Annotated in this window: 18 protein-coding genes; 8 read left to right on the top strand and 10 right to left on the bottom strand. The window is 71.4% G+C overall.

From position 1 onward, the window contains the following. The first annotated feature begins 50 nt into the window (after window positions 1–50). On the top strand, window positions 51–1,475 hold the full coding sequence (locus STRBO_RS0111460; protein ID WP_020114216.1) for a hypothetical protein: 1,425 nt from the start codon (window positions 51–53) through the stop codon (window positions 1,473–1,475). Here STRBO_RS0111460 and STRBO_RS0111455 read toward each other — a convergent pair. Further along, window positions 1,420–3,171 carry a DUF2264 domain-containing protein gene (locus STRBO_RS0111455; protein ID WP_005482055.1) on the bottom strand — a complete coding sequence of 584 codons (1,752 nt, stop codon included), beginning with the start codon at window positions 3,169–3,171 and terminating at the stop codon, window positions 1,420–1,422. The two genes, STRBO_RS0111460 and STRBO_RS0111455, sit on opposite strands and share 56 nt — an antisense overlap. A gap of 280 nt (window positions 3,172–3,451) precedes the next feature. Beyond that, window positions 3,452–4,498 (bottom strand): rhamnogalacturonan acetylesterase, encoded by a 1,047-nt coding sequence (locus STRBO_RS0111450; protein WP_005482054.1) that lies wholly within the window; start codon window positions 4,496–4,498, stop codon window positions 3,452–3,454. A gap of 190 nt (window positions 4,499–4,688) precedes the next feature. Here STRBO_RS0111450 and STRBO_RS0111445 point away from each other — a divergent pair, with 190 nt between their 5' ends. Then, on the top strand, window positions 4,689–6,410 hold the full coding sequence (locus STRBO_RS0111445) for a rhamnogalacturonan lyase B N-terminal domain-containing protein (RefSeq protein ID WP_005482053.1): 1,722 nt from the start codon (window positions 4,689–4,691) through the stop codon (window positions 6,408–6,410). Between the two features lie 7 nt (window positions 6,411–6,417). Here STRBO_RS0111445 and STRBO_RS0111440 read toward each other — a convergent pair whose 3' ends face one another. Further along, window positions 6,418–7,830: an RICIN domain-containing protein gene (locus tag STRBO_RS0111440; RefSeq protein WP_020114215.1), complete on the bottom strand. Its 1,413-nt coding sequence runs from the start codon at window positions 7,828–7,830 to the stop codon at window positions 6,418–6,420. An 11-nt stretch (window positions 7,831–7,841) separates the two neighbouring features. Next, a complete protein-coding gene (locus STRBO_RS0111435; protein ID WP_005482051.1) occupies window positions 7,842–8,930 on the bottom strand; it encodes a glycoside hydrolase family 43 protein in 1,089 nt (362 codons plus the stop codon). Between the two features lie 276 nt (window positions 8,931–9,206). Between STRBO_RS0111435 and STRBO_RS0111430 the strand changes: the two genes are divergently transcribed. Next, window positions 9,207–11,324, top strand: a complete 2,118-nt coding sequence (locus STRBO_RS0111430) for an autotransporter (RefSeq protein ID WP_028796593.1) — start codon at window positions 9,207–9,209, stop codon at window positions 11,322–11,324. Window positions 11,325–11,345: 21 nt separating this feature from the next. Here the strand turns inward: STRBO_RS0111430 and STRBO_RS0111425 are convergent, their stop codons facing one another. Next, window positions 11,346–12,788 (bottom strand): amino acid permease, encoded by a 1,443-nt coding sequence (locus STRBO_RS0111425; protein ID WP_005482049.1) that lies wholly within the window; start codon window positions 12,786–12,788, stop codon window positions 11,346–11,348. 136 nt (window positions 12,789–12,924) lie between these two features. On the opposite strand from STRBO_RS0111425, the gene mmuM reads away from it, so the two are divergent. Continuing rightward, window positions 12,925–13,878, top strand: a complete 954-nt coding sequence (gene mmuM, locus STRBO_RS0111420; protein ID WP_005482048.1) for a homocysteine S-methyltransferase — start codon at window positions 12,925–12,927, stop codon at window positions 13,876–13,878. A gap of 105 nt (window positions 13,879–13,983) precedes the next feature. Here mmuM and STRBO_RS0111415 read toward each other — a convergent pair whose 3' ends face one another. Genes STRBO_RS0111415 through STRBO_RS0111405 form a run of 3 tightly spaced genes read right to left on the bottom strand, consistent with a single transcriptional unit; the run spans window position 13,984 to window position 16,473 of the window. Then, a complete protein-coding gene (locus tag STRBO_RS0111415; RefSeq protein ID WP_005482047.1) occupies window positions 13,984–14,769 on the bottom strand; it encodes an ABC transporter permease in 786 nt (261 codons plus the stop codon). Continuing rightward, on the bottom strand, window positions 14,766–15,758 hold the full coding sequence (locus tag STRBO_RS0111410) for a daunorubicin resistance protein DrrA family ABC transporter ATP-binding protein (protein ID WP_020114213.1): 993 nt from the start codon (window positions 15,756–15,758) through the stop codon (window positions 14,766–14,768). Before STRBO_RS0111410 ends, STRBO_RS0111415 begins: the two co-directional genes overlap by 4 nt. Window positions 15,759–15,801: 43 nt before the next feature. Then, window positions 15,802–16,473 (bottom strand): DUF4097 family beta strand repeat-containing protein, encoded by a 672-nt coding sequence (locus STRBO_RS0111405; RefSeq protein WP_005482045.1) that lies wholly within the window; start codon window positions 16,471–16,473, stop codon window positions 15,802–15,804. Window positions 16,474–16,693: 220 nt separating this feature from the next. Here STRBO_RS0111405 and STRBO_RS0111400 point away from each other — a divergent pair, with 220 nt between their 5' ends. Then, the gene (locus STRBO_RS0111400; RefSeq protein ID WP_005482044.1) at window positions 16,694–17,452 is read left to right on the top strand and encodes a helix-turn-helix domain-containing protein; all 759 of its coding nucleotides are present in this window, start codon (window positions 16,694–16,696) and stop codon (window positions 17,450–17,452) included. A gap of 6 nt (window positions 17,453–17,458) precedes the next feature. On the opposite strand, the gene STRBO_RS0111395 is transcribed toward STRBO_RS0111400, so the two are convergent. Then, window positions 17,459–19,063 carry a carboxylesterase/lipase family protein gene (locus STRBO_RS0111395; RefSeq protein WP_005482043.1) on the bottom strand — a complete coding sequence of 535 codons (1,605 nt, stop codon included), beginning with the start codon at window positions 19,061–19,063 and terminating at the stop codon, window positions 17,459–17,461. A 694-nt stretch (window positions 19,064–19,757) separates the two neighbouring features. Next, window positions 19,758–20,339, bottom strand: a complete 582-nt coding sequence (locus STRBO_RS0111380; RefSeq protein WP_005482039.1) for a TetR/AcrR family transcriptional regulator — start codon at window positions 20,337–20,339, stop codon at window positions 19,758–19,760. A 90-nt stretch (window positions 20,340–20,429) separates the two neighbouring features. Between STRBO_RS0111380 and STRBO_RS0111375 the strand changes: the two genes are divergently transcribed. From STRBO_RS0111375 to STRBO_RS0111365, 3 genes are all read left to right on the top strand, one after another. Next, window positions 20,430–20,876: an anthrone oxygenase family protein gene (locus tag STRBO_RS0111375; protein WP_005482038.1), complete on the top strand. Its 447-nt coding sequence runs from the start codon at window positions 20,430–20,432 to the stop codon at window positions 20,874–20,876. A 269-nt stretch (window positions 20,877–21,145) separates the two neighbouring features. Next, complete coding sequence (locus STRBO_RS0111370) at window positions 21,146–22,186, top strand: LacI family DNA-binding transcriptional regulator (protein ID WP_005482036.1); 1,041 nt, start codon at window positions 21,146–21,148, stop codon at window positions 22,184–22,186. A 201-nt stretch (window positions 22,187–22,387) separates the two neighbouring features. Continuing rightward, window positions 22,388–24,658: an alkaline phosphatase family protein gene (locus STRBO_RS0111365; RefSeq protein WP_020114212.1), complete on the top strand. Its 2,271-nt coding sequence runs from the start codon at window positions 22,388–22,390 to the stop codon at window positions 24,656–24,658. The last annotated feature ends 37 nt before the right edge of the window (window positions 24,659–24,695 follow it).

Genomic DNA, 24,695 nt, shown 5'->3' with positions numbered 1-24,695 from the left:
TCCGGCCCGACGGCGGCAACCTTCCGCCGTCTCGGGGACGACCACAGGACATGACACCTGCAACACCCACCCCCTCCGCCTCCGCCGCCTCCGCTCCGTCCCGCCACCGCCGTCGCCACCTCGCGCGCAAGCCCGTCGTCGGCTCGCTCGTGGCCGCGTCCGTGCTGGCGGGTGCCTGGTACGCGACCGCCGGGGCGGCGCCCACGGCCCCCGCCGCGGCCGGTGGTCTCACCGTCACGAACACGACCGTGACCCTGCCGGCGAAGTTCCCCTACCTCTCGGCGGGCTACAACAACAGCCGCGAGTGGACGCGGACGGCGACGGCCGCGGCGCCGAACGGCACGCTGCGGGTCGCCTGGCCCGCGTCGGACGGCATCCATGTCACCCCGCTGACGGCGGCCGGGAAGCGGTCGGGCGCCGACACGGTCGTCAAGGGCACGAAGGAGGTCGGCGGGCTCGTCGCGCACGACGACGGGTTCGCGCTGCTGACCCGCGTCGCCGACACCAACAAATGGAAGGAGACGGCCGCCGCGCTCATCCGCTACCAGAACGGCAAGCAGACCTGGCGGACGAAGCTCACCGCCACCTCCTCCCACGACACGGCCCCGCTGCTCGACGGCCAACTCGCCTGGAACGGCAAGAAGTACGGCGCCTACTTCGTCGTGCACGGGGCGGGCGGCTTCGCCGACGGCCACTTCGGCGACAAGCTGTCCTACGTGGGCCCGAAGGGCAAGAAGCTCGGCGGCGGCTGGGGCTGGGGCTGCTCCCACAACGAGGGCATAGCCCTGCGCGCCGAGACCAGCGGCGACTTCGCCTCCCTCTGCTTCGACGACTGGCGCTCGGGCCTGTTCGTCTCCACCGGCATCGCCGCCCCGGACGACGCGCCGGTCGTGCAGCGCGAGCAGTGCTGGGCCGGCTACTGCGGCGGCACCTTCGCGGGCCGCACCGGCGACCTGGTGAAGTCCTCCACCGGCCGCTACGCCACCGCCTTCGCCTCGCGCGGCGCCGCCTCCGCCAAGAAGAACCCGGACGACTCCAGCGGCCGGGGCTGGACGGTCGAGCCGAGGACGAGCACCCACCAGGTCGCGCTGGCGTTCCTCAAGAACCGCACCACACCCTCGGGCAAGCCGGTGTACCTCACCTCCCGCAAGGGCACCGAACACGTCAACGTGCGCGTCGCCCCGTACGGCAAGGACCGGCTCCTCGTCTCCTACGAGACCCTCAAGAACGCCACGTGCGCGAGCGGCACGTGCACCGGCACCTTCACGGGCACCCACGTCCGCCTCGTCGACTGGAACGGCAAGCTCCAGGGCGCCGACAAGGTCGTGAAGGCCCGCGTCTGCGGGGACATCGCGGTCCTGAAGGACGGGACGCTGACCTGGGCCTACGCCCCCGTCACCCCGTCCTACGCGACCGCCCTCAACGGGGCGTCACCGACCACGAAGACGCTGAGGATCGCCCGTGTGACGCCGTGAACACGAACTGGGCCCGCTCACCGTGGGCCCAGTGCACGGACAGCTCATAGTCGCCCCGCACCTCCACCGAGACCAACTCCGGCAGGGGCTGGGGGTCGGCGTCGGCGGTGAGGCGGGCGAGGGCGACGAAGAGGGTCGCGTCCGCGTCTGCCGTCGCACCGGTCAGGCCCGGCCCGGCGGCGGCGCCCGACAGACCGTACGCGGGGTGGAGTGCGCACCGCACGCCCTCCGCCTCGGCCCAGCCCGTCACCCGCACCGGCGTACCGGGGGCCGCGCCCGTCACCAGATGGGCCCGGACCTCCACCGCCCCCCGGGCCGCCACCAGGCTCGTGACCCGGACACCGCCCTCGCCGACCGAGTGCCGGGAGGCCGCCCAGCCCTCGCCCACCCCCAGCGGTTCGATGTCCGTGCGGCTCGCGTCGCCGCCGACGATCACGCTGTTGTCGTACGACTCGGCGGGCTCCGCCAGGGGTACGGGCCGCGTCACCGTCGAGTAGGCGAGCCGGGTGTAGAAGGGGTCGTAGCGGACGTCCTCGCTGCCGTGGTTGTGGAGGCGGACCAGGCCGTCCGAACGCGTGGACTGCAGCAGCCAGTTGGGCGGGCCGACGGGACGCAGCTCGTCCTCGCTCTCCACCGGGCCCGGCTCCTCCGTCGCCGTCCACACCTCGTGGTCCGGGGGCAGCAGGAGGCCGAGGAAGCCCTTGCTGGCCCAGTACGGGGAGGCGGGGCCCGAGTAGCCCTGCAGGACGGTGGAGTCGGGGCCGTGCCAGCCGAGGGACAACAGGCCGTGCTCGTCGACCGCGCCCCGGTCGAGGAAGTACTTCAGCGCGCCCGACGCCAGCCGCCGTGTCTGCCCCGGCGACAGCGGCGTACGGCCCGTGAGGGCGCCCAGCCACAGCGGGACGGTCGTCGCGAAGCGGTAGGTGAGGGAGCGGCCCTGGTGCAGGGGGGCGCCGTCGCCGCCGAACAGCCGGGCGTAGTCGTCGAGATGGGTCGAGAGGCGGTCGCCGTAGTGGGCGAGGAGGCGGTCGTCCTGGGCGAGCCAGGCGTGCAGCACCGGGTAGAGGTGCATGGCCCAGCCGTTGTAGTAGTCGAACTTGCGGCCGTCGCCGTCGGTGTACCAGCCGTCGCCGAGATACCACTGTTCGATGCGGTCGAGGCGCTGGTCGATGACGCGGCGGGCCGTCTCCGGTTCGTGGCCGATCTCTTCGAGGAAGCCGCCGACCGTCACCGGGAACAACTCCCAGTTGCAGGGCCAGGGTTCGGCGGTGAGCGCGTCGCCGAGCCAGGCCGCCGCGCGTTGCTGAACGGCGTCGTCGAGGCGGTCCCAGAGCAGGTCCCGGGTCACTCGTAGGGCGAAGGCGATCGACGCGGCCTCGACGAGGGGCTGCGTGCGGTCCTCGATGCGGGGCCAGACGCCCGCGACTCCGGCCGCGAGGCCGTCCGCGTAGCGCGCGAGCGCCTTCTCGTCCCGGCGGAAGGCGGCGAGCAGGAGGGTGCGGGCGTATCCCTCCAGCCCGTCGGAGAGCCGGCCCGTCCAGCTGGCCCGGTCGCCGGGCAGCTGGTAGAGCGCGCCGTCGGCACTCGCGTACGGCTCCACGGCGGCCAGCAGCGCGTCGGCGGCGGCCTCCCAGTGGGCGCGGGTGTAGCCGGTGTACGGGCTGATGGTGTGGTCTTCTCGCGGCTGGGAGGGCATGTGGCGTGCGCTTTCTTGACTGGGGACCGGGGCGGGGCGGTTCGGGGTGGCGGGGTGCGTGACGTGTGCGGCTGGGTTTGGGCTTCTCGCGCAGTTCCCCGCGCCCCTGAACGATCAGGCCCTACGGGCCTGACTGGGGCGTAGCCCATGGTTTCAGGGGCGCGGGGAACTGCGCGAGACGCTTCGCTCCGCCGCAGGCGCCGACGTACGCCACGCCACCCGCCCCCTCTCTCGCGCAGACCTGGGGCGCCCCGGTTCCGGTCGGGACGCCCCAGGGGTCTCATCCCATCCTGGTCCTGCCCTCGGGCACCAGGCCCTGGGCGACGAGTTCGTCACGGACGAGGCCGGCGTAGACGGTCGCACCGTGCGTCGACGTATGGGTGTTGTCCCGCTTCTCGTTGTAGAGGTACAGCGCCTTGGAGCCTTCCGTGCCCAGCGACTCCACCAGCGCCTTGGTCTTCGCGGTGAGGTCGATCAGCGGCACACCGTGGGCGGCGGCGACCGCGCGGGTCACCGCCGGATGGTCGACGCCGAGGCCGTTGACCAGCAGGGCGGTGCCGTTGTTGAGGGTGCCGTCGGAGTTGAACCAGCGGCGCACGATCGGGGTGACCAGTACAGGCTTCCCGCCCTTCTCGCGGACGCCCGCGACCAGGGTTTCCAGGTTGGCCCGGTAGGTGGCCTCGTCGGTCTGCTTGTCGTTGTGGGCCAGCTGGATCAGCACCAGGTCGCCGCGCCCGATCCGCGGCCGGACGGTGGCCCACAGCCTCGGGTCGGCGAGGTAGGACACCGTACTCTCCCCGGAGTCGGCGTAGTTGGCGACCGACAGCCGCTTCGTCAGGTACTGCGGGAGCTGCTGCCCCCAGCCGGAGTACGGCTCGCCCGGCTGGTCGCAGACCGTGGAGTCGCCCACGAGGAAGATCTGGCGGGCCCCCTTGGCGGGGGTCACCCGGATGTCGGCGAGGGCGGGCGCCGAACCGCCGACGACGAGGTCCAGGCCGGGGCTGCCGTCGGGCCCGGTCGGCTCGCCCTCCGGGGTGCGGACGTCGACGGTGAAGCTGCGCCGGACGGTCGCACCGGCGTCGGTGGCCGTCTCCGCCAGGAGCGTGCGGCGCGTCTCACCGGTGATCTTCGTGGCGGCCGCCGTGTCACCGCCCAGCCGGACCCGCACGTCGTAGGTGCCGGCGGGCACGTCGAAGTGGCAGACGTTCGCGGTGCAGCTCTCCGGGCCCAGCACGGGCCGGCCCTGGTGCGCCTCGGCCGGTACGGCCGTCAAGGCGGTGCCCAGGGTCGTCGCCACCGTCAGCGCGGCGATGGTGAAACGTCTCATTGCGGCTCCTCCGAGGAGTGACAAAGCCCGGCGGCTGGACGGTACATCGTTCGACAAGCGCTTTCTAGAGCTGTGCCGGCATTCACATGATTGCCAACTTCCACCCAGTGAAAGCCCTTTCGCGAAAACGATTCAACTGTCACCCTTCCGAATCACCGCACTCCCCCCACCGCCCCCGAGGAGGATCCCCATGTCCGAATCCACGCCCGCGGCCACGCCCGCGGCGGCCTGCGACACACCCCCGCCCGCGTCCGGCCCGAGCCGCCGCGGCCTCGTCGTCGGCGCCGCCGCCACGGCGGCCGGTGCCGCGCTCGCCGGGCCGCTGGCCGGCACCGCCCGCGCCGCCGCCTTCGGCTACACCGACGACGGCACCCACTATGTGATCGACACCGGCGCGAACCTCGTGTTCAAGGTCCGCAAGAGCAACGGCGACCTGGCCTCGCTCGTGTACCGGGGCACGGAGTACCAGGGCTACGGCGGCATGAACTCGCACATCGAGTCCGGCCTCGGCAGCTCGACCGTCACCGTCACCCGGTCCGGCTCGACGATCCTCGTCTCCGTCACCTACGGCACGCTGAAGCACTACTACGCGGCCCGCAGCGGCGAGAACAACGTCTACCTGTGGACCAACAAGGCCGACACCTCGGTCTCGGCGACCCGCTACATCCTGCGCGTGAAGGCGGGCCTGTTCCTCAACGACGAGCCCGACTCGTACACCTACACGAACAGCACCATCGAGGCCTCGGACGTGTTCAGGAAGTCCGACGGCCAGACCCGCTCCAAGCACTACTCCAGACTCCGCGTGATGGACTACGAATACATCGGCTGGAAGACCGGCAGCGTCGGCCTGTGGATGGTCCGCAGCAACCACGAGAAGGCCTCCGGCGGCCCCTTCTACCGCTCCCTGCTGCGCCACCAGAGCGCGGACGGCGGCGGCCTCTACGAGATCCTGTACTACGGCCAGAACCAGACCGAGGAGCAGCGGTTCGGTCTCCAGGGCCCGTACGTCATCGCGTTCACGGACGGCGGGGCTCCCTCCTCGTCGCTGTTCCCGGGCACCCTGACCACGCCGTGGGCGGACTCGCTCGGCCTGTCCGGGTACGTCCCCGCGAGCGGCCGGGGCCGGGTCGCGGGTGTCGGCATCACCGGCCGGAACACGTCGCACGCCTACACGGTCGGACTCGCCAACTCGGCGGCCCAGTACTGGGGTTCGGCGCGGGCCTCGGACGGCTACTTCTCCGTCCCGGGCGTGCTGCCGGGGACGTACACGCTGACGGTCTACAAGGGTGAGCTGGCGGTGTACACCACCTCGGTGTCGGTCACCGCGGGCGGGACGACGACGCTGAACTCGATCGCGATCCCGTCCACCAACGACCCGTCCAACGCGGGCGCGATCTGGCGGATCAACGACTGGAACGGCACGCCGAGCGGCTTCAAGAACGCCGACCTGATGACGTACGCGCATCCGTCGGACGTCCGGGCCGCCGCCTGGACCGGCAACGTGGTCGTCGGCAGCGGCACCGAGACCTCGGGCTTTCCCTGCTACCTCTGGAAGGACGTCAACAGCGGTCTGCTCGTGTACTTCCGGCTGACCGCCGCGCAGGCCGCCGCCGCCCACACCCTGCGCATCGGCGTGACGACGGCCTACGCGAACGGCCGGCCGCAGGTCGTCGTCAACGACGCCTGGACCTCGGCGATCCCCTCCCCGCCCACCCAGCCGAACACCCGGTCGCTGACGAACGGGTCCTATCGGGGCAACAACCACACGTTCACCTACAGCGTCCCGGCGTCGGCCTGGCTGACCGACACGAGTCAGTACAACGTGCTGCGGATCAACGTGGTGAGCGGGTCGGGGACGACCGCCTATCTCAGTGCGGGGACGTCGGTCGACGCGATCGACCTGTTGAACTGACCTCTGATCATGTTCCGCGCGTCCACTGCTGATTGGTGCCGCTGCCGCACGCGTACGTGATGACGGCGGCGCCGTCGGCGGTGGACGCGCCGTTGACGTCCAGGCACTTGCCGGTCGCGCGGGACTTGACGTTCACAAAGGATCCGGTGGTGGTGAGCGACCACTGCTGGGCGGTGGACGAGGAGTTGCAGTTCTCCTGGGTGACCGTGCCGGCGTTCTCCTGGACGCACAGGGAGCTGTGCCGGGTCGTCAGCTGGTAGTAGCCGCTGCCGACGGACTTGAACCAGTACTTCTGGTTGTTGCCGCCGTTGCAGGTGTACTGCTTGATCTGGGCTCCCGGCCACTGCGACTGGCTGGTGACGTCGGCGCACTTGGACGAGTGGCGGGCGATCAGCGTGTTGTACGTGGCGCTGGTGCCGCTGACCGTGCCGGTGGCCGTGTCGACCGTCAGCTCGGGGGTCCAGGACATGGACATCGTGGTCGAGGTCGGGAAGGTCAGCGGCAGCCAGACGTAGCGGGAGTCGTTGACCGTGCCGCCGATGGAGTTGCCCCAGCGGTCGCCCAGGTACAGGTACGAGGTGGTCGAGGTGCCCTGCACGGGCAGGACGTACGCGGTCTGCGAGCCGAAGGTCGTGGCGTCGCCGACGTTGGTCATGGCGGTCCAGGGGCCCGCGATGCTGGTGGCGGTCGCGTACTGCTGCTGGTTGGGGTTCCAGCCCGTGGCGCCCGAGGTGAGCATGAAGTAGACGCCGCCCCGCTTGAACAGGGCCGGAGCCTCACGGTGGCCGCCGTGCCAGGGGTCGGCGACGAGGGCGGCGATGCCGGTGTAGTCGGCGGTGAGCCGGTAGATCTGCAGGTCGTAGTTCTCGCGGGCCGCCGAGATCATGTAGCCGGTGCCGTCGGTGTCCACGAAGACGGTGATGTCACGGGACATGTGGGTGCCGAGCGGACGGAAGCTGCCCTGCCAGGTGTAGTCGCCGTCGACGGTGTCGGAGATGGCGACGGCCGCGCGGGCCTCGCTGTAGTCCGTGCCGTTCTCCTTGTGCATCCACATCACGAACTTGCCGGTGGCCGCGTTGTACATGACCTTGGGCCGCTCGATGTTGGCCGTCGCCAGCTCCGGGGCGGTGGCCTCGGTCAGGACGTTGTTGCGGAACTCCCAGTTCTTCAGGTCCGTGGAGCGGTACGCCGACACGTACCTGAAGGTGTTGTCGGCGTTGCGGTTCTCGCCGAACCAGTAGTAGTAGGTGCCGACCTTGATGACACCGCCGCCGTGGGCGTGCAGGGGGTTGCCCGAAGTGTCCTTGAACTGGACGCCGTTGGGAATCGTCTGCGGCGCCGCCTGGGCGGGACCCGCGGTGACGAGGGCGCCGGCCAGCGCCAGACAGAGCGCGAGGAGCATCGCGTACGCACGTCTCATCTCAGCTCTCCTTACCGGGTGCTCGGGGTGGGTGCGTCGGCGACGGGTACGCCGAAGTCGGGGGTGCCGTCGGGCTTCCAGCGCAGGCGCTGGACGCGGGTGTGCCGGTTGGGGTCGTCGAGCGGGTCTCCGACGATGTCCTTGTACTGGCGTGCGTGGTAGACGAGGACGTCGGTGCGGCCGTCCTCGGCGACGGTGAAGCTGTTGTGGCCCGGCCCGTACTGTCGTGTGGTGTCGTTGCTGGTGAAGACCGGGGTCGGGGACTTCGACCAGTTGGCGGGGTCCATGAGGTCGGCGTCCGCGTCGACGGTCAGCAGGCCCATGCAGTAGTTGAAGTCGGTCGCGCTCGCCGAGTACGTCATGAAGAGACGGCCGTTGCGTTCGATGACCGACGGCCCCTCGTTGACCTTGAAGCCGATGACCTCCCAGTCCAACTCCGGTGTCGTCAGCCGTACCTGAGGTCCCGTCAGGGTCAAGGGGTCGGCCATCTTCGAGAGCCAGACGGCGGTGTTGTTGTCCATCCCGGGCTCGTGCTGCGCCCACGCCAGGTAGCGGGAGCCCCGGTGGGTGAAGGTGGTGGCGTCCAGGGAGAAGGTCTCCCAGGCCGTCTTCAGTTGCCCGCGCTCGACCCAGGTGCCCCGGGACGGGTCCCGATGGGAGTTCTCCAGGACCCAGATGCGGATCGCCCAGATGTCCTCGGCGGGCGCGGAGGCGAAGTAGATGTACCACTTGCCGTCGATGTGGTGGATCTCCGGCGCCCAGATGTGCGCGCCCATCGCACCCGTCTCGTGCTTGCGCCAGATCACCGACTCGGCGGCCGTCGACAGCCCGCGCAGGGTGCGGGATCTGCGCAGGACGATCCGGTCGTACTCGGGTGCGGTCGCGGTGAAGTAGTAGAAGCCGTCGGTGTGCCGGTTGATGTGCGGGTCGGCGCGATTGCGGACCAGCGGATTGACGTACGCCGGCCGGGAGGTGGCCGCCGGGGGCGTGGCCGCCCGGGCGGCGGTGGCGGGCAGGGCGGTCAGGGCGCCCGCGGCCAGGGCGCTCTTGAGGAGCAGCCTGCGGTCGGGGGGATCGGGGAGTTCGTGCTCGCGGCTCATGCGGTCCGCCTCTCTGCGGGGTTCTGCACGTGGGGGGAGGTCGGGGGGAGGTCGGGGGGACAGGGAGAGGAAAGGAGAGACACAAAAAAGAACAGATTCGTTCGACATTTCGCACAAGATCAGTCATGGCGAACGGCGAAAAGGTAAGGGCGTGTTACGTCCAGGTCAACGGGTCGGGCAAGACGAACACATGAGCACAGGAACGAACCGATGCGCGGAAGCCGGACTTCACGAAGTTTCTGTTATCGGGGTGAGCCCCGGACCGTCTCCGACAGCGTGCACAGCCAAACCCACAAGACAGCGGCCGCCGCAGGAGCCCTGGCGGTCACCGCCCTGATGCTCGGCGCCCCCACCGCGACCGCCGCCGGCCCCCGCGACGCGACCACCGACGTGCTGGCCGGGCGCGATGTCACGCTCGCCGGGGACACGGTGGTGACCGTGCCGTCGGGGACGACCCGGTACGGCGGTGTGTTCAGCGGCACCGGCACGCTCACCGTGCGCGGCGCCGGAACACTGGTCCTCACCAGGGACAGCGACTTCACCCTGCCGAAGTCCCGGCAGCGGCAGAGCGTACGGATCCTCGGCGGCAACCATCCCCACGTCACCGTCACCCGCCCGGACCCGCCGGCGGTGACCGTCGAGCGGGGCGCGACCCTCCAGTACGGCGACAGCGGCTCGACGGGTGTGATCGGCCACTACCCGTACGGCACCCCGGCGTTCCGGCTCAACCAGAACAACATCCGGGTCGACGGCACCCTGCGGCTCGCCCTGAAGGACGTGGCGTACAACCTGGGAACGATCAGCGGCTCCGGGCTGGTCAGCCAGCCGCGGTTCCTGTGGGCCACCTGGGACCTGTCGGGCACCCATCCCTTCAGCGGTGTGATCGACAACGGCACCCAGGTGAACGCCGGACGCCCGGAGTACGCGACCTCCCTGCCGAACGCGCGCAAGGTCCTCAACCAGGGCACCTGGACCGTGGACACCCCGCTCGGCCGGACCGTCACCCAGGGCATGGACTTCTACCAGCGCGAGTACGGCAGCGACATCAACGTGCAGTCGCGGCCCGGCGGCAAGGTGATCCTCACCGGGCAGTACAGCTGGTCCGACCGGGGCGGCGACACCGACCCCTCGCTCAGCGACCCCGCCCTGAACTGGACACCCGCCCGCAAACACGTCAACAAGCGCGGCACCAACATCAAGGGTGCCGACGTCCAGTGGGGCGACGGCACCACGAACAGGATCTTCATGCCGGGCACCGCCGAGACGGTGTACATCAACCTGCTCGCCGCGCGCTCCCGTTCGCGGCTCACCTTCGACTACGACGGGCCGGTCACCCTGGGCGCCCCCATCGGCGGCGGCCGCTTCCACGACACGCTCTCCGCGCCGGGCGCCGGGGACATCGTCGTCAAGGGGACCAAGGGCAACGACGTCACCTTCGCCGCCGTCCAGTACTACAACGGGTCGACGACGGTCGAGAAGGGCGCGGTACTGCGGCTGGGCAGTGGCAGGTCCGGCGGCGACGGCGGGCTGTACACCGAGGGCGGCCTCTGCGAGGTGGTCGACAACGGCTCACTGATCGTCCGCAACACCGCCAGGCCCGTGACGCTGTCGCGGATCGGCGGCAGCGGCTCGCTCACCCAGTCGGGTAAGGCCACCACCACGCTGACCGGCGGCGCGGTGACGTACACCGGGCCGACGACCGTCACCAGGGGCACGCTGGCCCTGCGTTCGGGAGCGACCCTCGCCCACAGCCGCACCGTGCGGCTCACCACCGCCGGGGCGACGCTCGACGTGGGCACGGCCGGGCTCACGGTGACCCGGTCGCTGTCCGGCAGGGGCACGGTGAAGGGAGCCGTGACCAACGCGGGGGCGGTCGTGACCGGCCTCACGGTGACGGGCGGCTACACGCAGACGAAGAAGGGCCAACTGGTCCTGCGCGCGAAGCCGTTGAAGGTCTCCGGCGCGGTACGGCTGGCCGGCGGTCTGGACCTCGCGGCACCGGCCGCCGCCGGCGGGCCCGGCGCGAAGGTCACCGTGATCGACCACCGGGGCGAAGGCCGGAACAGCGGGTCGTTCACCGGGCTCCGCGAGGGCGCCGAGGTGAAGCTGGCCGAGCACACGTACCGGATCACCTACCGAGGCGGTGACGGCAACGACGTCGTCCTCTCCCGGGCGAAGGCGAACCGGTCACCGGCGGTGAAGGCCGCCGCGGGCTCCGGCTCCGGTGGCCCGCAGACCCGTACGCAGAACGCGAGTGCCTCCGCCGGCACCGGCCTCGGCTGGTGGCCGTACGCGCTCGCCGTCGGCTGTCTCTCCGGGCTGCTCGCGCCGGTGATCCGAAGGCGCAGGAACAACCGCCGCCGCGGCGGCGGGCGTCACGCGGCCACGGGCTGAGGCACGGGCGTGCCGTCCGGCTCAGACCCCGGCCCCGGCGACCGTGTCCGCCTCGTCCTGGGCGCCCTCCTGCCGGCCCCGCAGCCACACGTAGACCGGGATGCCCGCGAACAGGAACAGGGCGCCCTGGTAGACGGCCGCGTAGCCGGCTCCGGCGATCAGCCAGAAGGAGAAGGCGAAGGAGAGGGCGGCGACGATCAGGTCGCGGACCAGGCCGGCGGGGCGGACCCGCTCGCGGGTGCCCCTGGCCAGCCAGTACAGCTGGGCCGCGGCGGACAGCAGGTACGGGACGCAGCCGGTGAACGTGGTGATGAGGACGAGGACGCGGAAGGCGGTGTCCGGGTCGTCCGCGTAGTTGACGACGATGAGGAGCGAGCCGAGGACGGCGGTGGCGAGGACGCCGAAGCCGGGCACACCGCCCTTGCCGAGCCGGGCGAAGGGCTTCGGGAAGAGACCGTCGCGGGCGGCGGCGTACGGCATCTGCGCGCTGAGCAGGACCCAGCCGTTCAGGCAGCCGACGATCGAGGCGACGGCGACCAGCGCGATCACCGTGCCGCCCCAGCTGCCGCCGGCCATCGCGTTCACGGCGTCGGCGAAGGGCGCCCCGGACTCCACCAGTTCCTTGTGCGGGACCAGGCCGAACACCGCGACCGTGCCGAGGATGTAGACGAGCGCGGAGGCGAGCGTGCCGAGGACGCTGGCCCGGCCCACGGTGCGCTCGGGGTCCTTGACCTCGCCCGCGCTGACGGCGGCCGACTCGACGCCCAGGAAGCTGTAGAGAAGGAGCGCCGCGGCGGCCGCGAGGGCGCCGGGCGTGCTCTCGCCGGAGGCGTTGAACGGACCGTAGTTGTCGGTGTCGACGAAGAACAGACCGATGGTGGCGACCAGCAGCAGCGGCACGAACTTCAGCACGGTGGAGACGATCTGCACCGCGCCCACATAGCGGGTGCCCGCGAAGTTCGCGGCGGCCGGCAGCCACAGGGCGGCCAGGGCCACCAGCGCCGGGACGGCCTTGCCGTCGCCCAGGGGTATCAGCACGTCCACGTAGCCGACCACGCCGACGGCGAGCGCGGCGATGCTGACCCAGCACATCGTCCAGTACGACCAGGCCGACAGGAAGCCCGCGAAGGGGCCGAAGGCGTCGCGCGGGTAGACGTAGAGACCACCGGTGACCGGGCTGCGCCGGGCCAGCTTCCCGAAGAGCAGCGCCAGCAGGACGGCGGCCACGGAGAGGACGCCGAAGGCGAGCAGACTGACCGTGCCGTACGGGGCGACGGCGGCGGGGAGCGTGAAGATGCCGCCGCCGATGATGTTGCCCATGACGAGGGCGGTGGCCGCGACGACGCCGAACTTGCGGCCCGGGGCGGCCGCGCTCGCGCCGGGCCCGGCGGCCGGGGTCGCCCCGGCGTCGCCGGCCGGGCTCGGTTCGGGCTCGGTGGCCTCGGGGGTGCTGGTGGTGGTCATGGCGGTTCCCGGGGGAGGGGGCGGGGTGGGGACGGGGAGGGCGTGATCGTACCCCCGCAGTCCACATGGTGGTCGATCTGTTCACACACTGGACATACTCGGGGTCCGCCTCAGGGGCTCGGTTACCGTCGTCGGCATGACCAGCAACGCACCCGGCAGCCTCTCCCCCGTCCCCGGCCCTCCCGTCGGCCCCTTCGCCGCGGCCCTCGGCACCGATGTACTCGTCCTCGACGGCGGTATGTCCAACCAGCTGGAGTCCGCCGGGCACGATCTGAGCGACGAGCTGTGGTCGGCGCGGCTGCTCGCGGAGCGGCCCGAGGCGCTCACCGAGGCCCATCTCGCCTACTTCGAGGCGGGCGCCGACGTGGCGATCACGGCGAGCTACCAGGCCACCTTCGAGGGCTTCGCCAAGCGCGGCATCGACGGGGGGAGGGCGGCCGAACTCATGGCCCTGAGCGTCGAGTCGGCCGTGGACGCAGCGGTGGAGGCGAAGACGCGGGGCCGCTCGGGCCCGCTGCTGGTGGCCGCCTCGGTCGGCCCGTACGGGGCCATGCTCGCGGACGGTTCCGAGTACCGGGGCCGGTACGGGCTGAGCCCGGCCGAGCTGGAACGGTTCCACCGGCCCCGCCTGGAGGCGCTGGCCGCCGCCCGTCCCGACGTCCTGGCCCTGGAGACGATTCCGGACACCGACGAGGCCGAGGCCCTGCTGCGGGCGGTCCGCGGCCTGGGCGTGCCCGCCTGGCTGTCGTACACCGTCGCCGGCGACCGCACGCGCGCCGGGCAGCCGCTGGAGGAGGCCTTCGCGCTCGCCGCCGACTCCGAGGAGGTCGTGGCCGTCGGCGTGAACTGCTGCGCCTCCGACGACGTGGACGGCGCGATCGAGACAGCCGTCAGGGTCACCGGCAAGCCGGTCGTCGTGTACCCGAACAGCGGGGAGACCTGGGACGCGTCGGCCCGGGCCTGGACCGGGCGGTCCACGTTCACCACCGAGCAGGTCAAGGGGTGGCGGGCGGCCGGGGCCCGGCTCATCGGCGGATGCTGCCGGGTGGGGCCGGAGGCCATCGCGGCCATCGCGCGGACGCTGGGCTGAGGACCCGCCACGCGGCCGGCGCTTGCCCGCGTGAGCGATGGCGACAGGTCCCCGCGCCCCTTGCGGGACACGGGGACCTGAGTCGCGGATCCGGTGGTCACGGCGTCACTTCGGGTCGCTGTTGAACCTGGCGGCCGACCAGAAGTAGCCGAGCACCGCGAGGCCCAGGCACCAGACGAGGGCGAGCCAGCCGTTGTGGCCGATCTCGGTGCCGAGGAGCAGGCCGCGCAGGGTCTCGATGGCCGGGGTGAAGGGCTGGTACTCGGCGATCGGCTGGAACCAGCCCGGCATGGTGTCGGCCGGGATGAAGGCGCTGGAGACGAGCGGCAGGAGGACCAGCGGCTGTGCGCTGTTGGCGGCCGCCTCGGCGTTGGGGCTGACCAGGCCCATGCCGACCGCGATCCAGGTGAGCGCCAGCGAGAACAGGGCGAGCAGCCCGAACGCGGCCAGCCATTCCAGGGGGGTGGCGTCGACGGAGCGGAAGCCGATGGCCACGCCGACCGCGCCGACGAGGACCACGCTGGCGACACATTGCAGCACGCTGCCGACGACGTGCCCGATGATCACGGAGCCGCGGTGGATCGCCATCGTGCGGAAGCGGGCGATGATGCCCTCGTTCATGTCCGTCGCGACGGACACCGCGGTGCCGACGACGGTGCCGCCGATGGTCAGCATCAGGATGCCCGGGACGATGTAGGCGATGTAGTCGGAGCGGTCGCTGCCTCCGATGCCGGCGCTCATCACGTCGCCGAAGATGTAGACGAAGAGCAGGAGCAGCATGATCGGGGTGAGCAGCAGGTTCAGGGTGAGCGACGGGTAGCGGCGCGCGTGCAGGAGGTTGCGGCGCAGCATCGTGGAGGAGTCGCGGACGGCGAGGGCGAGGGAACTCATCGGACGGTCTCCTTGGTCTGGGTGGCCTGGGTGGCCTGGGTGGCCTGGGTGGCCTGGTGGGGGAGGGTGGTGTCGGCGGTGAGGGCGAAGAAGACGTCGTCGAGGTCGGGGGTGTGGACGGTGAGTTCGTCGGCCTCGATGCCGGCGGTGTCCAGCTGGTCGAGGATGGCGCGCAGTTCGCGCTGGGTGCCGTCGCTGGGCAGGTGCAGGGCGAGGGCGTCGTCGTCGCGGGTGGCGTGGGGTTGTGTGCCGGCGGCGGTGCGGTAGGCGGTGGGGTCGGTGAAGCGCAGGCGTACGTGTCCGCCGGGGACGAGGCGTTTGAGTTGTTCGGGGGTGCCTTCGGCGGCGATGTGGCCGTTGTGCAGGACGGCGATGCGGTCGGCGAGCTGGTCGGCTTCTTCGAGGTACTGGGTGGTGAGCAGGACGGTGACGCCGGTGGTGACGAGTTCGCGGATGATCTGCCACATGGTGTGGCGGGAGCGGGGGTCCAGGCCGGTGGTGGGTTCGTCGAGGAAGATGATGCGGGGGTCGCCGACGAGGGTCATGGCGATGTCGAGGCGGCGTCTCATGCCGCCGGAGTAGGTGGAGGCGGGTTTCTTCGCGGCGTCGGTGAGGTCGAAGCGGTCCAGGAGTTCGGCGGCGACGCGTCGTCCTTCGGCCTTGGTCAGGTGGTGCAGGTCGGCCATGAGGAGCATGTTCTCCTCGCCGGTGATCAGGCCGTCGACGGCGGAGAACTGCCCGGTGACACCGATGGCCGCGCGTACGGCCTGGGGGTCGGCGGTGAGGTCGTGGCCCGCGACCTGGGCCTGGCCGCCGTCGGCGGGGACGAGGGTCGAGAGGATCTTGACGGCGGTGGTCTTGCCGGCACCGTTCTGCCCCAGCAGGGCGAAGATCGTCCCTTCCGGGACGGCGAGGTCGATGCCGTCGAGGACGGTCTTGTCACCGTAGGACTTGCGCAGCCCCTTCGCCGCGATGGCCGGGTCGGTCATGAGAGTCGCTCCTTCGAAGGTCACGGGTGGCGGTCGGGGGGGGTCAGAGACTGCGGGCGGTGATGTCGCCGTAGCCGGTGGTGGCGCTGATGTCGAGCCGGGCGGCGGCGCCCTCGCCGTTCCTGAGCGAGTTGCGGATCCGGCCGTAGGAGGTGGAGGCGTCCAGCGAGGCCGAGACGCCGGCGGCGGCCCCGACGGAGATCTCGCCGTGTCCGGTGCGCAGGGTGACGGTGCCGCCCGTGGCCTCGGTGACGCGCAGGTCGCCCTTGCCGCTGGTGATCTCGGCGGGGCCGTCCAGACGGCCGACGAGGGCGTCGCCTGCCAGGAGGGCCAGACGGGCGCCGGCGACCTCGTCGAACTTGACCGAACCGTGCGCGCCGTCGATGGAGACCTCGCCCAGCCGTCCGACGCCGCGGAACTCGGCGGCGGCCGCCGTGGCCTCGACCCGGGAGCCGGCGGGCAGCTGGACCGTGACCTCCAGGGTTCCGGAGGGGCCGAGGAGTTCACTCTTCGCCTTGGGGGCCTCGATCCGCAGCACCCCGTCGCGGTAGTCGACCGTGGTCCGTTCGGCGGCCTTGACGTCACGGTCCTTGGAGGCGTTGGCGGGCCGGACCTCGACGATGGTGTCGACCCGGTCGGCGGCGATGAACCGCACGCGTCCGGCCGGGATGTTCAGCACCGCGGAGATCGGGGCGGGGGTGTCGAACTTCTGCATCGTTCTCTCCTTCGCGTCTTGTTTCTGACAATGGAAAAGCTACGTTGCGTTCACAGTTCCAGCAACACACTTGTTGCATAGCTCTACCATTTATGCAGCTAGAAGGCCCTAATTCGTTGCGATGAGTTCGAGACTAACGCAACGGAACGCCCACATCTCGTTGCAATGAATCAAGGTGAACGCTATGGTGGGCGCACCACGGAGCACGAAGGAGACAGCGATGCCGGGAGGCAGGCTCACTCAGCAGGAACGCCGGCAGATCGCGCTGGGGCTGGCCGACGGCCTCGCCTACGCGGAGATCGCCAGACGGCTCGACCGTCCGACGTCGACGGTCACCCGTGAGGTGATGCGCAACGGCGGCCCCACCGGCTACCGCGCCGAGCTGGCGCACCGCGCCACCGAACGCCGCGCCCACCGCCGTCGCCCGGCCACGCCCCTCGCCGCGCGGGCGCCCGAGCAGCCCCACGGGCGCGACGCCGCGGCCGTACGCGAGTACGAGGAGACGTTCACGACCGTCATGATGGCCTCGGGAATGCCCACGATGATGGCCCGGGTGATGGCCTGCCTCACGCTCACCGACAGCGGCAGCCTCACCGCGTCCGAGCTGGCCGAGCGTCTCCAGGTCAGCCCCGCGTCCATCTCCAAGGCGATCACGTTCCTCGACGGCCAGGGCATGGTCCGCCGGGAACAGGGCGAGCGGCGCCGCGAGCGCTACATCGTCGACGACGACGTCTGGTACCAGTCGATGCTCGCCAGCGCCCGTGGCATCGCCCAGGTCGTCGAGACCGCCCGTCAGGGCGTCGGTGTCCTCGGCACCGGCACTCCCGCCGCCGCACGCCTGGAGAACGTGGCCCGTTTCCTCGACTTCGTCAGCGAGAACACCCTCCGCGCCGCGGAACAGGCCCGCGCGATCCTCCACACCAAGCCCCCGGCGCCGGCGGACGACAAGACCGCCGAGCCCGGCTCGGCGCACGCCTAGACGGCGTCACGGACTGCGGCGGAAGCGGCGCAGGGCCGGGGGGAGCGGGCCTCCGCCGGAGGTGACGAAGGTGCCCGCGCCCTGGACTCTGCGGGGGCGTCTGGCGTCCGCGTCCCAGAGAGCGAGTTCGGGGTCGTAGGGACCGAGGACCATCCGGATGCCGTCCGGGGTGTCCGCGTCCACCGGGCTGTCGAAGACGCGCACCGGGTGGGTGGTGTCCCAGGCGGGCCAGCCGGGGGTGCCCTCCGTGACGAAGCGGACCCAGGCGGTGTGCATGGCGGCGGCGAGGTCGTGCGGCGGGTCCTCTCCGGCGAGCTTGGCGGACGCCGAGGTGTCGCCGGTCTCGAAGACGAAACCGAGTTCGAGGGCGTGGCAGGAGCCGAGGGCGGGGGTGCCGGAGGGCCAGGCGAGCTCGTAGAGGTAGGACCGGGCGTGGTCGAGGCGGGCGTCCGCCACGCGGTGCAGGGGGACGCGCAGCAGGTGGTCGGTGACGAGTCGGCCGACCAGGTCGGCGGTGCCCGTGTCGGGATGGAGTTCGCGGTAGCCGCGGGGCAGCTCGGGGCCGCAGCGGCAGCGGGCGCGCGCACCGGCCAGGGCGACCGTGCCGAGCCGGTCGACGCGTTCCTGGAGGCCGCCGGGGACGAGCCAGAGGCGGTGTTCGTCGCGGGTCCAGCCCATGAGGAGGTCGGTCCCGGGAGCCGCGCCGTGCTCGGTCAGGGCTTCCAGCGGATCGGTGGGCAGCAGATCGCCGTCGACGACGAGACCGAAGGCGGGGCCGCCCAGCACCGGGCTGCTGAGGCGGCCCGCCTCGGCCTGCGCCTCGACGAGAGCGGTCCGGTCCACGGCGGCGAAGGCCTCGGCGGTCGCCGGGACCTTCAGCCGGGTCGCCATCCGGCGGACCATACGGCGCACCTTGTCCCGGTCCAGGGCCTCGGGCGGCCCGCTCTGCAGGACGGCCCGCCGGAACAGGCCCCGCGCGCGGGGGACGGCCAGCAGCGCGCCGACGCTGATGGCGCCCGCCGACTGGCCGGCCAGGGTCACCCGGTCCGGGTCGCCGCCGAACCCGGCGATCGCCTCGCGCACCCACTCCAGCGCGGCCAGCTGGTCACGCAGTCCGCGGTTGTGCGGGGCGTCCGGGAAGAGGCCGTAACCCTCCACTCCCAGGCGGTAGTTGAGGGACACCAGCACCACACCGTCACGAGCGAAGGCGGCACCGTCGTAGACCGGGACCGCCGACGAGCCCCGGGTGAGGGCACCGCCGTGGATCCAGACCATGACCGGCAGCCGGGCGGCGGGGTCCGGGGCCGGTGTCCACACGTTGAGGTTGAGGCAGTCGTCGCCCGGGACGACGGGGTCCGACAGATAGCGGGCGAACGCCTCCGAGTACGGCGGCTTCGGAGGCGTCGGCCCGAAGGTGACGGCGTCCCGCACCCCCGCCCAGGGCTCGGGCGGGACGGGCGGGCGGAACCGGTGGGGGCCGAAGGGCGCAGCCGCGTAGGGGATGCCCCGGAAGACCGCGATCCCGTTCTCGTGGCCCTCCCCGTGCTCGTACGTGCCCCGTACGAGCCCGTACGGCGTCCTGGCCACGGGGCCCTGCCGGTCCGCCGTCATCGCACCAGCTCCTCACGCCCGCCCGCTCGTGGACCGTCGTCCACCCCAGAGCACCACATCCCCTCGCGGTATTCCGGTCGTGCCGGGTCTTCGGACGGCCGTTCGGGGGACAACGGGCCCGTCCGGCACCATCGGGGGTACATCAGGGTGCCGAAGCCCCGGTGGTCGTAGCCGCCGGCCGAGCCGTAGTCACCGCCGCCGCCCTCGGGACGGACCCGTTCGGCCATGGCGGTGATGCACGGGACGGACAGACCCCGTCGCCGTGCGTAGTGGTGGTGGACGAGGTCCCGCACCCGGGCGGAGCCGGCCCCGGCTCGCCGACGAGACGGCCGTGCGGGTCTGCCGGGAGCGGAGGCTGCCGGCCAAGCGGCTCACCGAGCACCGGGCGGAGGTGGAGGTCACCGTGGACGCCCGGCCGCGTGCCTTCGGCGAGGCAGGACCCGGTCGCGGCGGAGTTCACCGCGGACTTCAGCGGGTTCCGGCTGGTGTGCGAGGTGGAGTGAAGGGGTGGGACGAGACGCGGGAAGCGGCGGGCGAGGACAGGAGGGCGCACCGGTTCGGGAGCGGGTGCCTCCCAGGTGAGGGGCGGCCCCTGCGCGACGGGCGCGCGTGACCGGAGGCGAGGCCGCGGGCAGGCCGCGGAGGCCTGGGACCTGTCGTCGAGTCCCCGGCCGCCTGCCCGCCGGACGGAGGGTCAGACCGCGGCGAGCCGGGCGACCAGCAGCTCCACCCTCGGCTCGGAGTACTCCCGCGGCACCCGTCCCGACCGGGTCAGGGTCGCCACGCCGTGCAGGGACGCCCAGAACAACTCGGTGAACAGCCCCGGGTCCACGCCGTCCCCGGCGACCTCGCCGAGGCACTCCAGCAGCGCGGCGAAGGCGTCCTTGAGGGGTTCCGGTGTGTCCTCCCGCGCGAACGCCAGGCCGCCGTCGAGCTGGAACATCGCGTCGTAGACCGCCGGGTTGCGTTCGGCGAAGTCCAGGTAGGCGCGGGCGAGGGCGGTGACCCGGGCGCGAGGGCCGCCGTCCGCCGCGGAGACGGCGGCCCGCAGCGCCGCGGCCATCTCGACCGCGCCCTCCAGGGCGACGGCGCCGATGATCTCGCGCTTGCCGCGGAAATGGCTGTAGAGGACGGGCTGGCTGTATTCGATGCGCTCGGCGAGCCGACGCGTGGTGACCGCGTCCCAGCCCTGCCGCTCGGCGAGTTCACGGGCCGTCGCCACGATGAGGCGCTCGCGTTCCGCCCGCTCGCGCTGCTTGCGTTCCTGTACCGACATGCCTCGATTCTAGCACCGCTAGACAAAGGAGCGTTAGCAGTACTAGCGTTGCCTCAGAAGCTAGCAACACTAGATATTGCGAGGGTCGCCATGCTCAACGCACTTGAGGTCGTCACCACCGTGCTCGTCGGCCTGATGGTGGGGGTGGAGTTCTCCGTCGCCTTCGTCATGAACCGGATCTTCGACGCCCTCCCGGACGACAGCAATCAGCAGGCCCGCTCCCACGGGGGCCGGATGCTCGGCGCCGTGATGCCGGTCTGGTACATCGGCTCACTCGTCCTCGTCGGCATCTGGGCCGTCGCCGGGTGGCAGCACCACGGCACCGGTCTCGTCATCGCCGCCGGCGCGCTGCTACTCGTCAGCGTGATCATGTCGATCCTGCTGCTCGTGCCGATCAACAACCGGGGCAAGACCTGGACGTCCGACGACCGGCCCGAGGACTGGAAGCAGCAGATGAAGCGCTGGGAGCGCTACCACCACGTCCGCGTCGCCGTCATCGTCGCGGCCTTCACCCTGCTGGTCGCCGCCCTCGCCTGAGGCGACAGGGGGCCCTCGCGTCCCCGAACCAGGGGATGCGAGGGCTCGTTTTCCGGGGTGCGCGACGGCACTCCTCCCCCGGCCCTCCTTGTTCGAAGTTTCGAAAGACTTGGCCTGGGCGGTCCTGTGAATCCCCGCTCCTTCCCGCCGTGTTGAGTTGGGCTTACCGTAGGAAGCGCTTGCTATGCGGTGCACACCTGCGCCGCGCAGAGACGCTGTTCGAAAATTTCACCGGCCTTCGGGACGGGGCCCTGAGAGGTGGAGTCGCGATGGTGCGTGGCGGGAGCGCGACGGCCGGGCCGACGCTGGCGGTGGTGGCACGCGAGGCCGGGGTGTCCGTGCCGACCGCCTCGAAGGTGGTCAACGGCCGCGAGGACGTGGCCCCGGAGACCAGGCGCCGGGTCACCGAGGCGCTGGACCGGCTCGGTTACGTCCGCAGACCCCGCTTCGAGGCGTCGCAACCGCCGCGCATGGTCGACCTGGTGGTCCACTCCCTGGAGAGTTCCTGGTCGGGCGCGGTCCTGCACGGTGTCGAACGGGCCGCCCACGACGCCGGCCTGGAGGTCGTGGTCTCGGCCGGCCTGACCCGCACCCGGGGCGCCCGCCCCGAACGCGGCTGGTTCGACAAGCTGACCGCGCGGGGCTCCGCGGGCGTGCTGTTCAACCTCGCCGAGCTGTCCCCCGCCCAGTACTCCTGGCTGACCCAGCACCGCATCCCGTTCGTGCTCATCGACCCGGTCCTGGAACCGCCGCCGGGCGTGGTGTCGGTCGGCGCGGCCAACTGGCAGGGCGGGATGACCGCCACCGACCATCTGCTGTCCCTGGGGCACGAGCGGATCGCCGTGATCGCCGGATACCGGCGCAAGATGTGCGGCAGCGCCCGGGTGGCGGGCTACCGCTCGGCGCTGACGGCCGCGCGGATCCCGTACCGGCCGGAGTACGTCCGTTACGGCAACTTCATGGAGACCACCGCCCACCACCGCATGCTCCAGCTGCTCGACCTTCCCGAGCCGCCCACCGCCGTGTTCGTCTGCTCGGACAAGATGGCTCTCGGGGTGTACGAGGCGCTGGCCGAGCGGGGGCTGCGCGTGCCGGACGACATCAGCGTGGTCGGATTCGACGACCTTCCCGAGGCCCGCTGGGCGACTCCCGGGCTGACCACCATCCGCCAGCCGCTCTCGGAGATGGCCCAGAGTGCTCTCCGGCTGCTGGTGCGGATGATGGAGGGCGACCAACCGGAGGGCACACGCACGGAGTTGTCGACGCGGCTGGTGGAGCGGTCAAGCACGGGGGTGCCGCGCTCGGCCTGAGCAGGTCGGCGCGGGTGGGAGCCTGGTGCGATTTGGTTCGGTCAAGTGGTTGCGGCGACCCTGAGTTCCGGTGAACGGTTGGCGTCGTGCGACCGTACGGATAGGGATCGCCCCTCGGGTGTTCCGCGGCCGCACCGGCCCCGGCCCACTTCGCGCCACCAGCACCGAGCTCGACATGCTCCACAGGGAAGGACCTTCGGGTTGTCGCACATACGCTCTCCGCAGCTTCCGGGACCGACACCGGCACCGGACGACGACAAAACCCCCGACGGAGCCGCCCCTCCGGAGCCGGCGTCGGAAGCGGGTTCCCCGGACGCGGCAGCGACGGCTGGCGAACAGACAACGGCGGAAGCCGGTACGGAGACAGAGCCGGCCCCCGGCGTCGAGACCGAGCCGGAGCCCGGGGCCACGTCCGAGCCCGAGGCCCAGCCGGAGCCCAAAGCCAAGTCCGAGGCCAGGACCGAGGCCAAGTCCGAGGCCAAGTCCGAGGCCAAGTCCGGGGCCAAGTCCGGGGCCAGGACGGAATCCGCGCCCGAAGCAGAGACGCAGACGGAGTCGGAGCCGGCGACGAAGTCGCAACCGATGACGGAAGCCGAGCCGGAACCGGAACCGGAACCGATCACGGAACCGGATTCGGTGACGGAACCGGATTCGGCATCGGAGCAGACGTCGGACCCGGGGTCGAACCCGGATCGGGATCCGGAACCGGAAGGGGAACCGGAGCAGGATTCGACCCCCGACCCGCAACCAGAGCCCACCCCGACATCGGCCCCTGCCCCCTCCCCGTCCCCCTCGCCGACCACCGCCACAGCCCCCTCCGGCTGGCGGGCCGCGCACCCCCGGGCCGCGCGGGCCGTCACCTGGGCCGTGACCGGGCTGGCCGTCGCGCTCGTCATGTTCGCGCTGCTCGTGCCGAACGACATCACCCGCATGGAGTTCGGACGCTTTCTGCGGATCCCGGCGGAGGGCATCCTCGTGGCCGGGCTGCTGCTCGTCCTGCCGACGAAGGCGCGGCGCGTGGCGGTGGTGGTGGTCGGGGTCCTGCTCGGGCTGCTGACGATCGTCAAGGTGCTGGACATGGGGTCGTACTGGACCCTGGACCGCCCGTTCGACCTGGTGCTCGACTGGATCCTGCTGGACGACGCGCAGTCGTTCATGAAGGACTCGCTCGGCGGTGGCGCCGCGCAGGCCGCGACGGTCGGGGTGGTCCTCCTCGCGCTGGCGCTGCCGGTGCTGATGACGCTGGCGGTCGTGCGGATCAGCAGGCTGATGGTGCGCCACCGGCACACGGCCGGCCGCACGCTGCTCGTCCTGGGCACCGCATGGATCACGTGTTCGACGCTGACGCTGGAGGTGTCCGACGTCCCGGTGGCCTCGCACAGCGCGGCGACGCTCGTGGAGAACCGGATCGAGGCGGTGAGCGACGGGCTGAAGGACGGAGAGGCGTTCCGTAAGCAGTCCGCGGTGGACGCGTTCGCGGACGTGCCGCCCGACCAGCTCCTGACGGGGCTGCGCGGCAAGGACGTACTGATCACGTTCATCGAGAGCTACGGCCGCTCCGCGATCGACGACCCGCGGATGGGTGAGCCGCTCAGCGAGACGCTCACGCAGAAGACGCGGGAGCTGAAGGACGCCGGTTACGCGTCGCAGAGCGGCTGGCTGCGCTCCCCCATCACCGGCGCCGGCAGCTGGCTGGGCCACTCCACGTTCCTGTCCGGTCTGTGGATCAAGAACCAGTCGCGTTACGCCAACCTCGTCGCGAGCGACCGGCTCACCCTGACCGAGGCGTTCCGTCGAACCGGCGCCTGGCGCACGGTCGGTGTCGTGCCGGGCACCCAGATGGCCTGGCCCGAGGGCAAGTACTTCGGCCTCAACCACATCTACGACTCCGACCAACTCGGCTACAAGGGTCCGAAGTTCAGCTGGTCGACCATGCCCGACCAGTACACGCTGAAGGCCTTCGAGGAGCTGGAGCACGGCAAGAAGGGCCGCGGGCCGATGATGGCGGAGATCATCCTGACCTCCAGCCACAACCCGTGGGCACCGATCCCGCGCACGATCCCCGACGACCAGGTCGGCGACGGGTCGGTCTACCACTCGCTGCAGAAGGCCGAGGGCAAGAACCCCACGGAGGTCTGGAAGGACCCGTTGGCCGTACGGGACGAGTACCGCAAGTCGATCCAGTACTCGGTGAGCAGCCTCGTCGACTTCGTCGCGAAGCACGGCTCCCGGGACACCGTGCTGGTCTTCCTCGGTGACCATCAGCCCAACAAGACGGTCACCGGCGACAACCCCAGCCATGACGTGCCGGTCTCGATCGTCGCCAAGGACCCCGAGGTGCTGAAGAAGGTCGCCGACTGGGGCTGGACCGACGGTCTCCAGCCGGCCGACGACACCCCGGTGTGGCGGATGGACAAGTTCCGCGACCGCTTCATGACGGCGTTCGGCCCGCAGGGGGAGAGCGCGCCGTAGGAGGTCCGGCCGGCTCGCCCGCCCCGGTGCGGCGGTG

The organism is Streptomyces bottropensis ATCC 25435 (assembly GCF_000383595.1).
GTDB classification, from domain to species: Bacteria; Actinomycetota; Actinomycetes; order Streptomycetales; family Streptomycetaceae; genus Streptomyces; species Streptomyces bottropensis.
This window is presented reverse-complemented; position numbering and strand designations above follow the sequence as displayed.

Bases quoted from the DNA above. Each gene is read 5' to 3' on its own strand.
- STRBO_RS0111415 (WP_005482047.1), bottom strand. From the start codon at position 14,769: ATGAGTTCCCTCGCCCTCGCCGTCCGCGACTCCTCCACGATGCTGCGC.
- STRBO_RS0111380 (WP_005482039.1), bottom strand. From the start codon at position 20,339: ATGTCGGTACAGGAACGCAAGCAGCGCGAGCGGGCGGAACGCGAGCGC.
- STRBO_RS0111440 (WP_020114215.1), bottom strand. From the start codon at position 7,830: ATGAGACGTGCGTACGCGATGCTCCTCGCGCTCTGTCTGGCGCTGGCC.
- STRBO_RS0111435 (WP_005482051.1), bottom strand. From the start codon at position 8,930: ATGAGCCGCGAGCACGAACTCCCCGATCCCCCCGACCGCAGGCTGCTC.
- STRBO_RS0111455 (WP_005482055.1), bottom strand. From the start codon at position 3,171: ATGCCCTCCCAGCCGCGAGAAGACCACACCATCAGCCCGTACACCGGC.
- STRBO_RS0111370 (WP_005482036.1), top strand. From the start codon at position 21,146: ATGGTGCGTGGCGGGAGCGCGACGGCCGGGCCGACGCTGGCGGTGGTG.
- STRBO_RS0111375 (WP_005482038.1), top strand. From the start codon at position 20,430: ATGCTCAACGCACTTGAGGTCGTCACCACCGTGCTCGTCGGCCTGATG.
- STRBO_RS0111410 (WP_020114213.1), bottom strand. From the start codon at position 15,758: ATGACCGACCCGGCCATCGCGGCGAAGGGGCTGCGCAAGTCCTACGGT.
- STRBO_RS0111445 (WP_005482053.1), top strand. From the start codon at position 4,689: ATGTCCGAATCCACGCCCGCGGCCACGCCCGCGGCGGCCTGCGACACA.
- STRBO_RS0111395 (WP_005482043.1), bottom strand. From the start codon at position 19,063: ATGACGGCGGACCGGCAGGGCCCCGTGGCCAGGACGCCGTACGGGCTC.
- STRBO_RS0111425 (WP_005482049.1), bottom strand. From the start codon at position 12,788: ATGACCACCACCAGCACCCCCGAGGCCACCGAGCCCGAACCGAGCCCG.
- STRBO_RS0111400 (WP_005482044.1), top strand. From the start codon at position 16,694: ATGCCGGGAGGCAGGCTCACTCAGCAGGAACGCCGGCAGATCGCGCTG.
- mmuM (WP_005482048.1), top strand. From the start codon at position 12,925: ATGACCAGCAACGCACCCGGCAGCCTCTCCCCCGTCCCCGGCCCTCCC.
- STRBO_RS0111460 (WP_020114216.1), top strand. From the start codon at position 51: ATGACACCTGCAACACCCACCCCCTCCGCCTCCGCCGCCTCCGCTCCG.
- STRBO_RS0111450 (WP_005482054.1), bottom strand. From the start codon at position 4,498: ATGAGACGTTTCACCATCGCCGCGCTGACGGTGGCGACGACCCTGGGC.
- STRBO_RS0111405 (WP_005482045.1), bottom strand. From the start codon at position 16,473: ATGCAGAAGTTCGACACCCCCGCCCCGATCTCCGCGGTGCTGAACATC.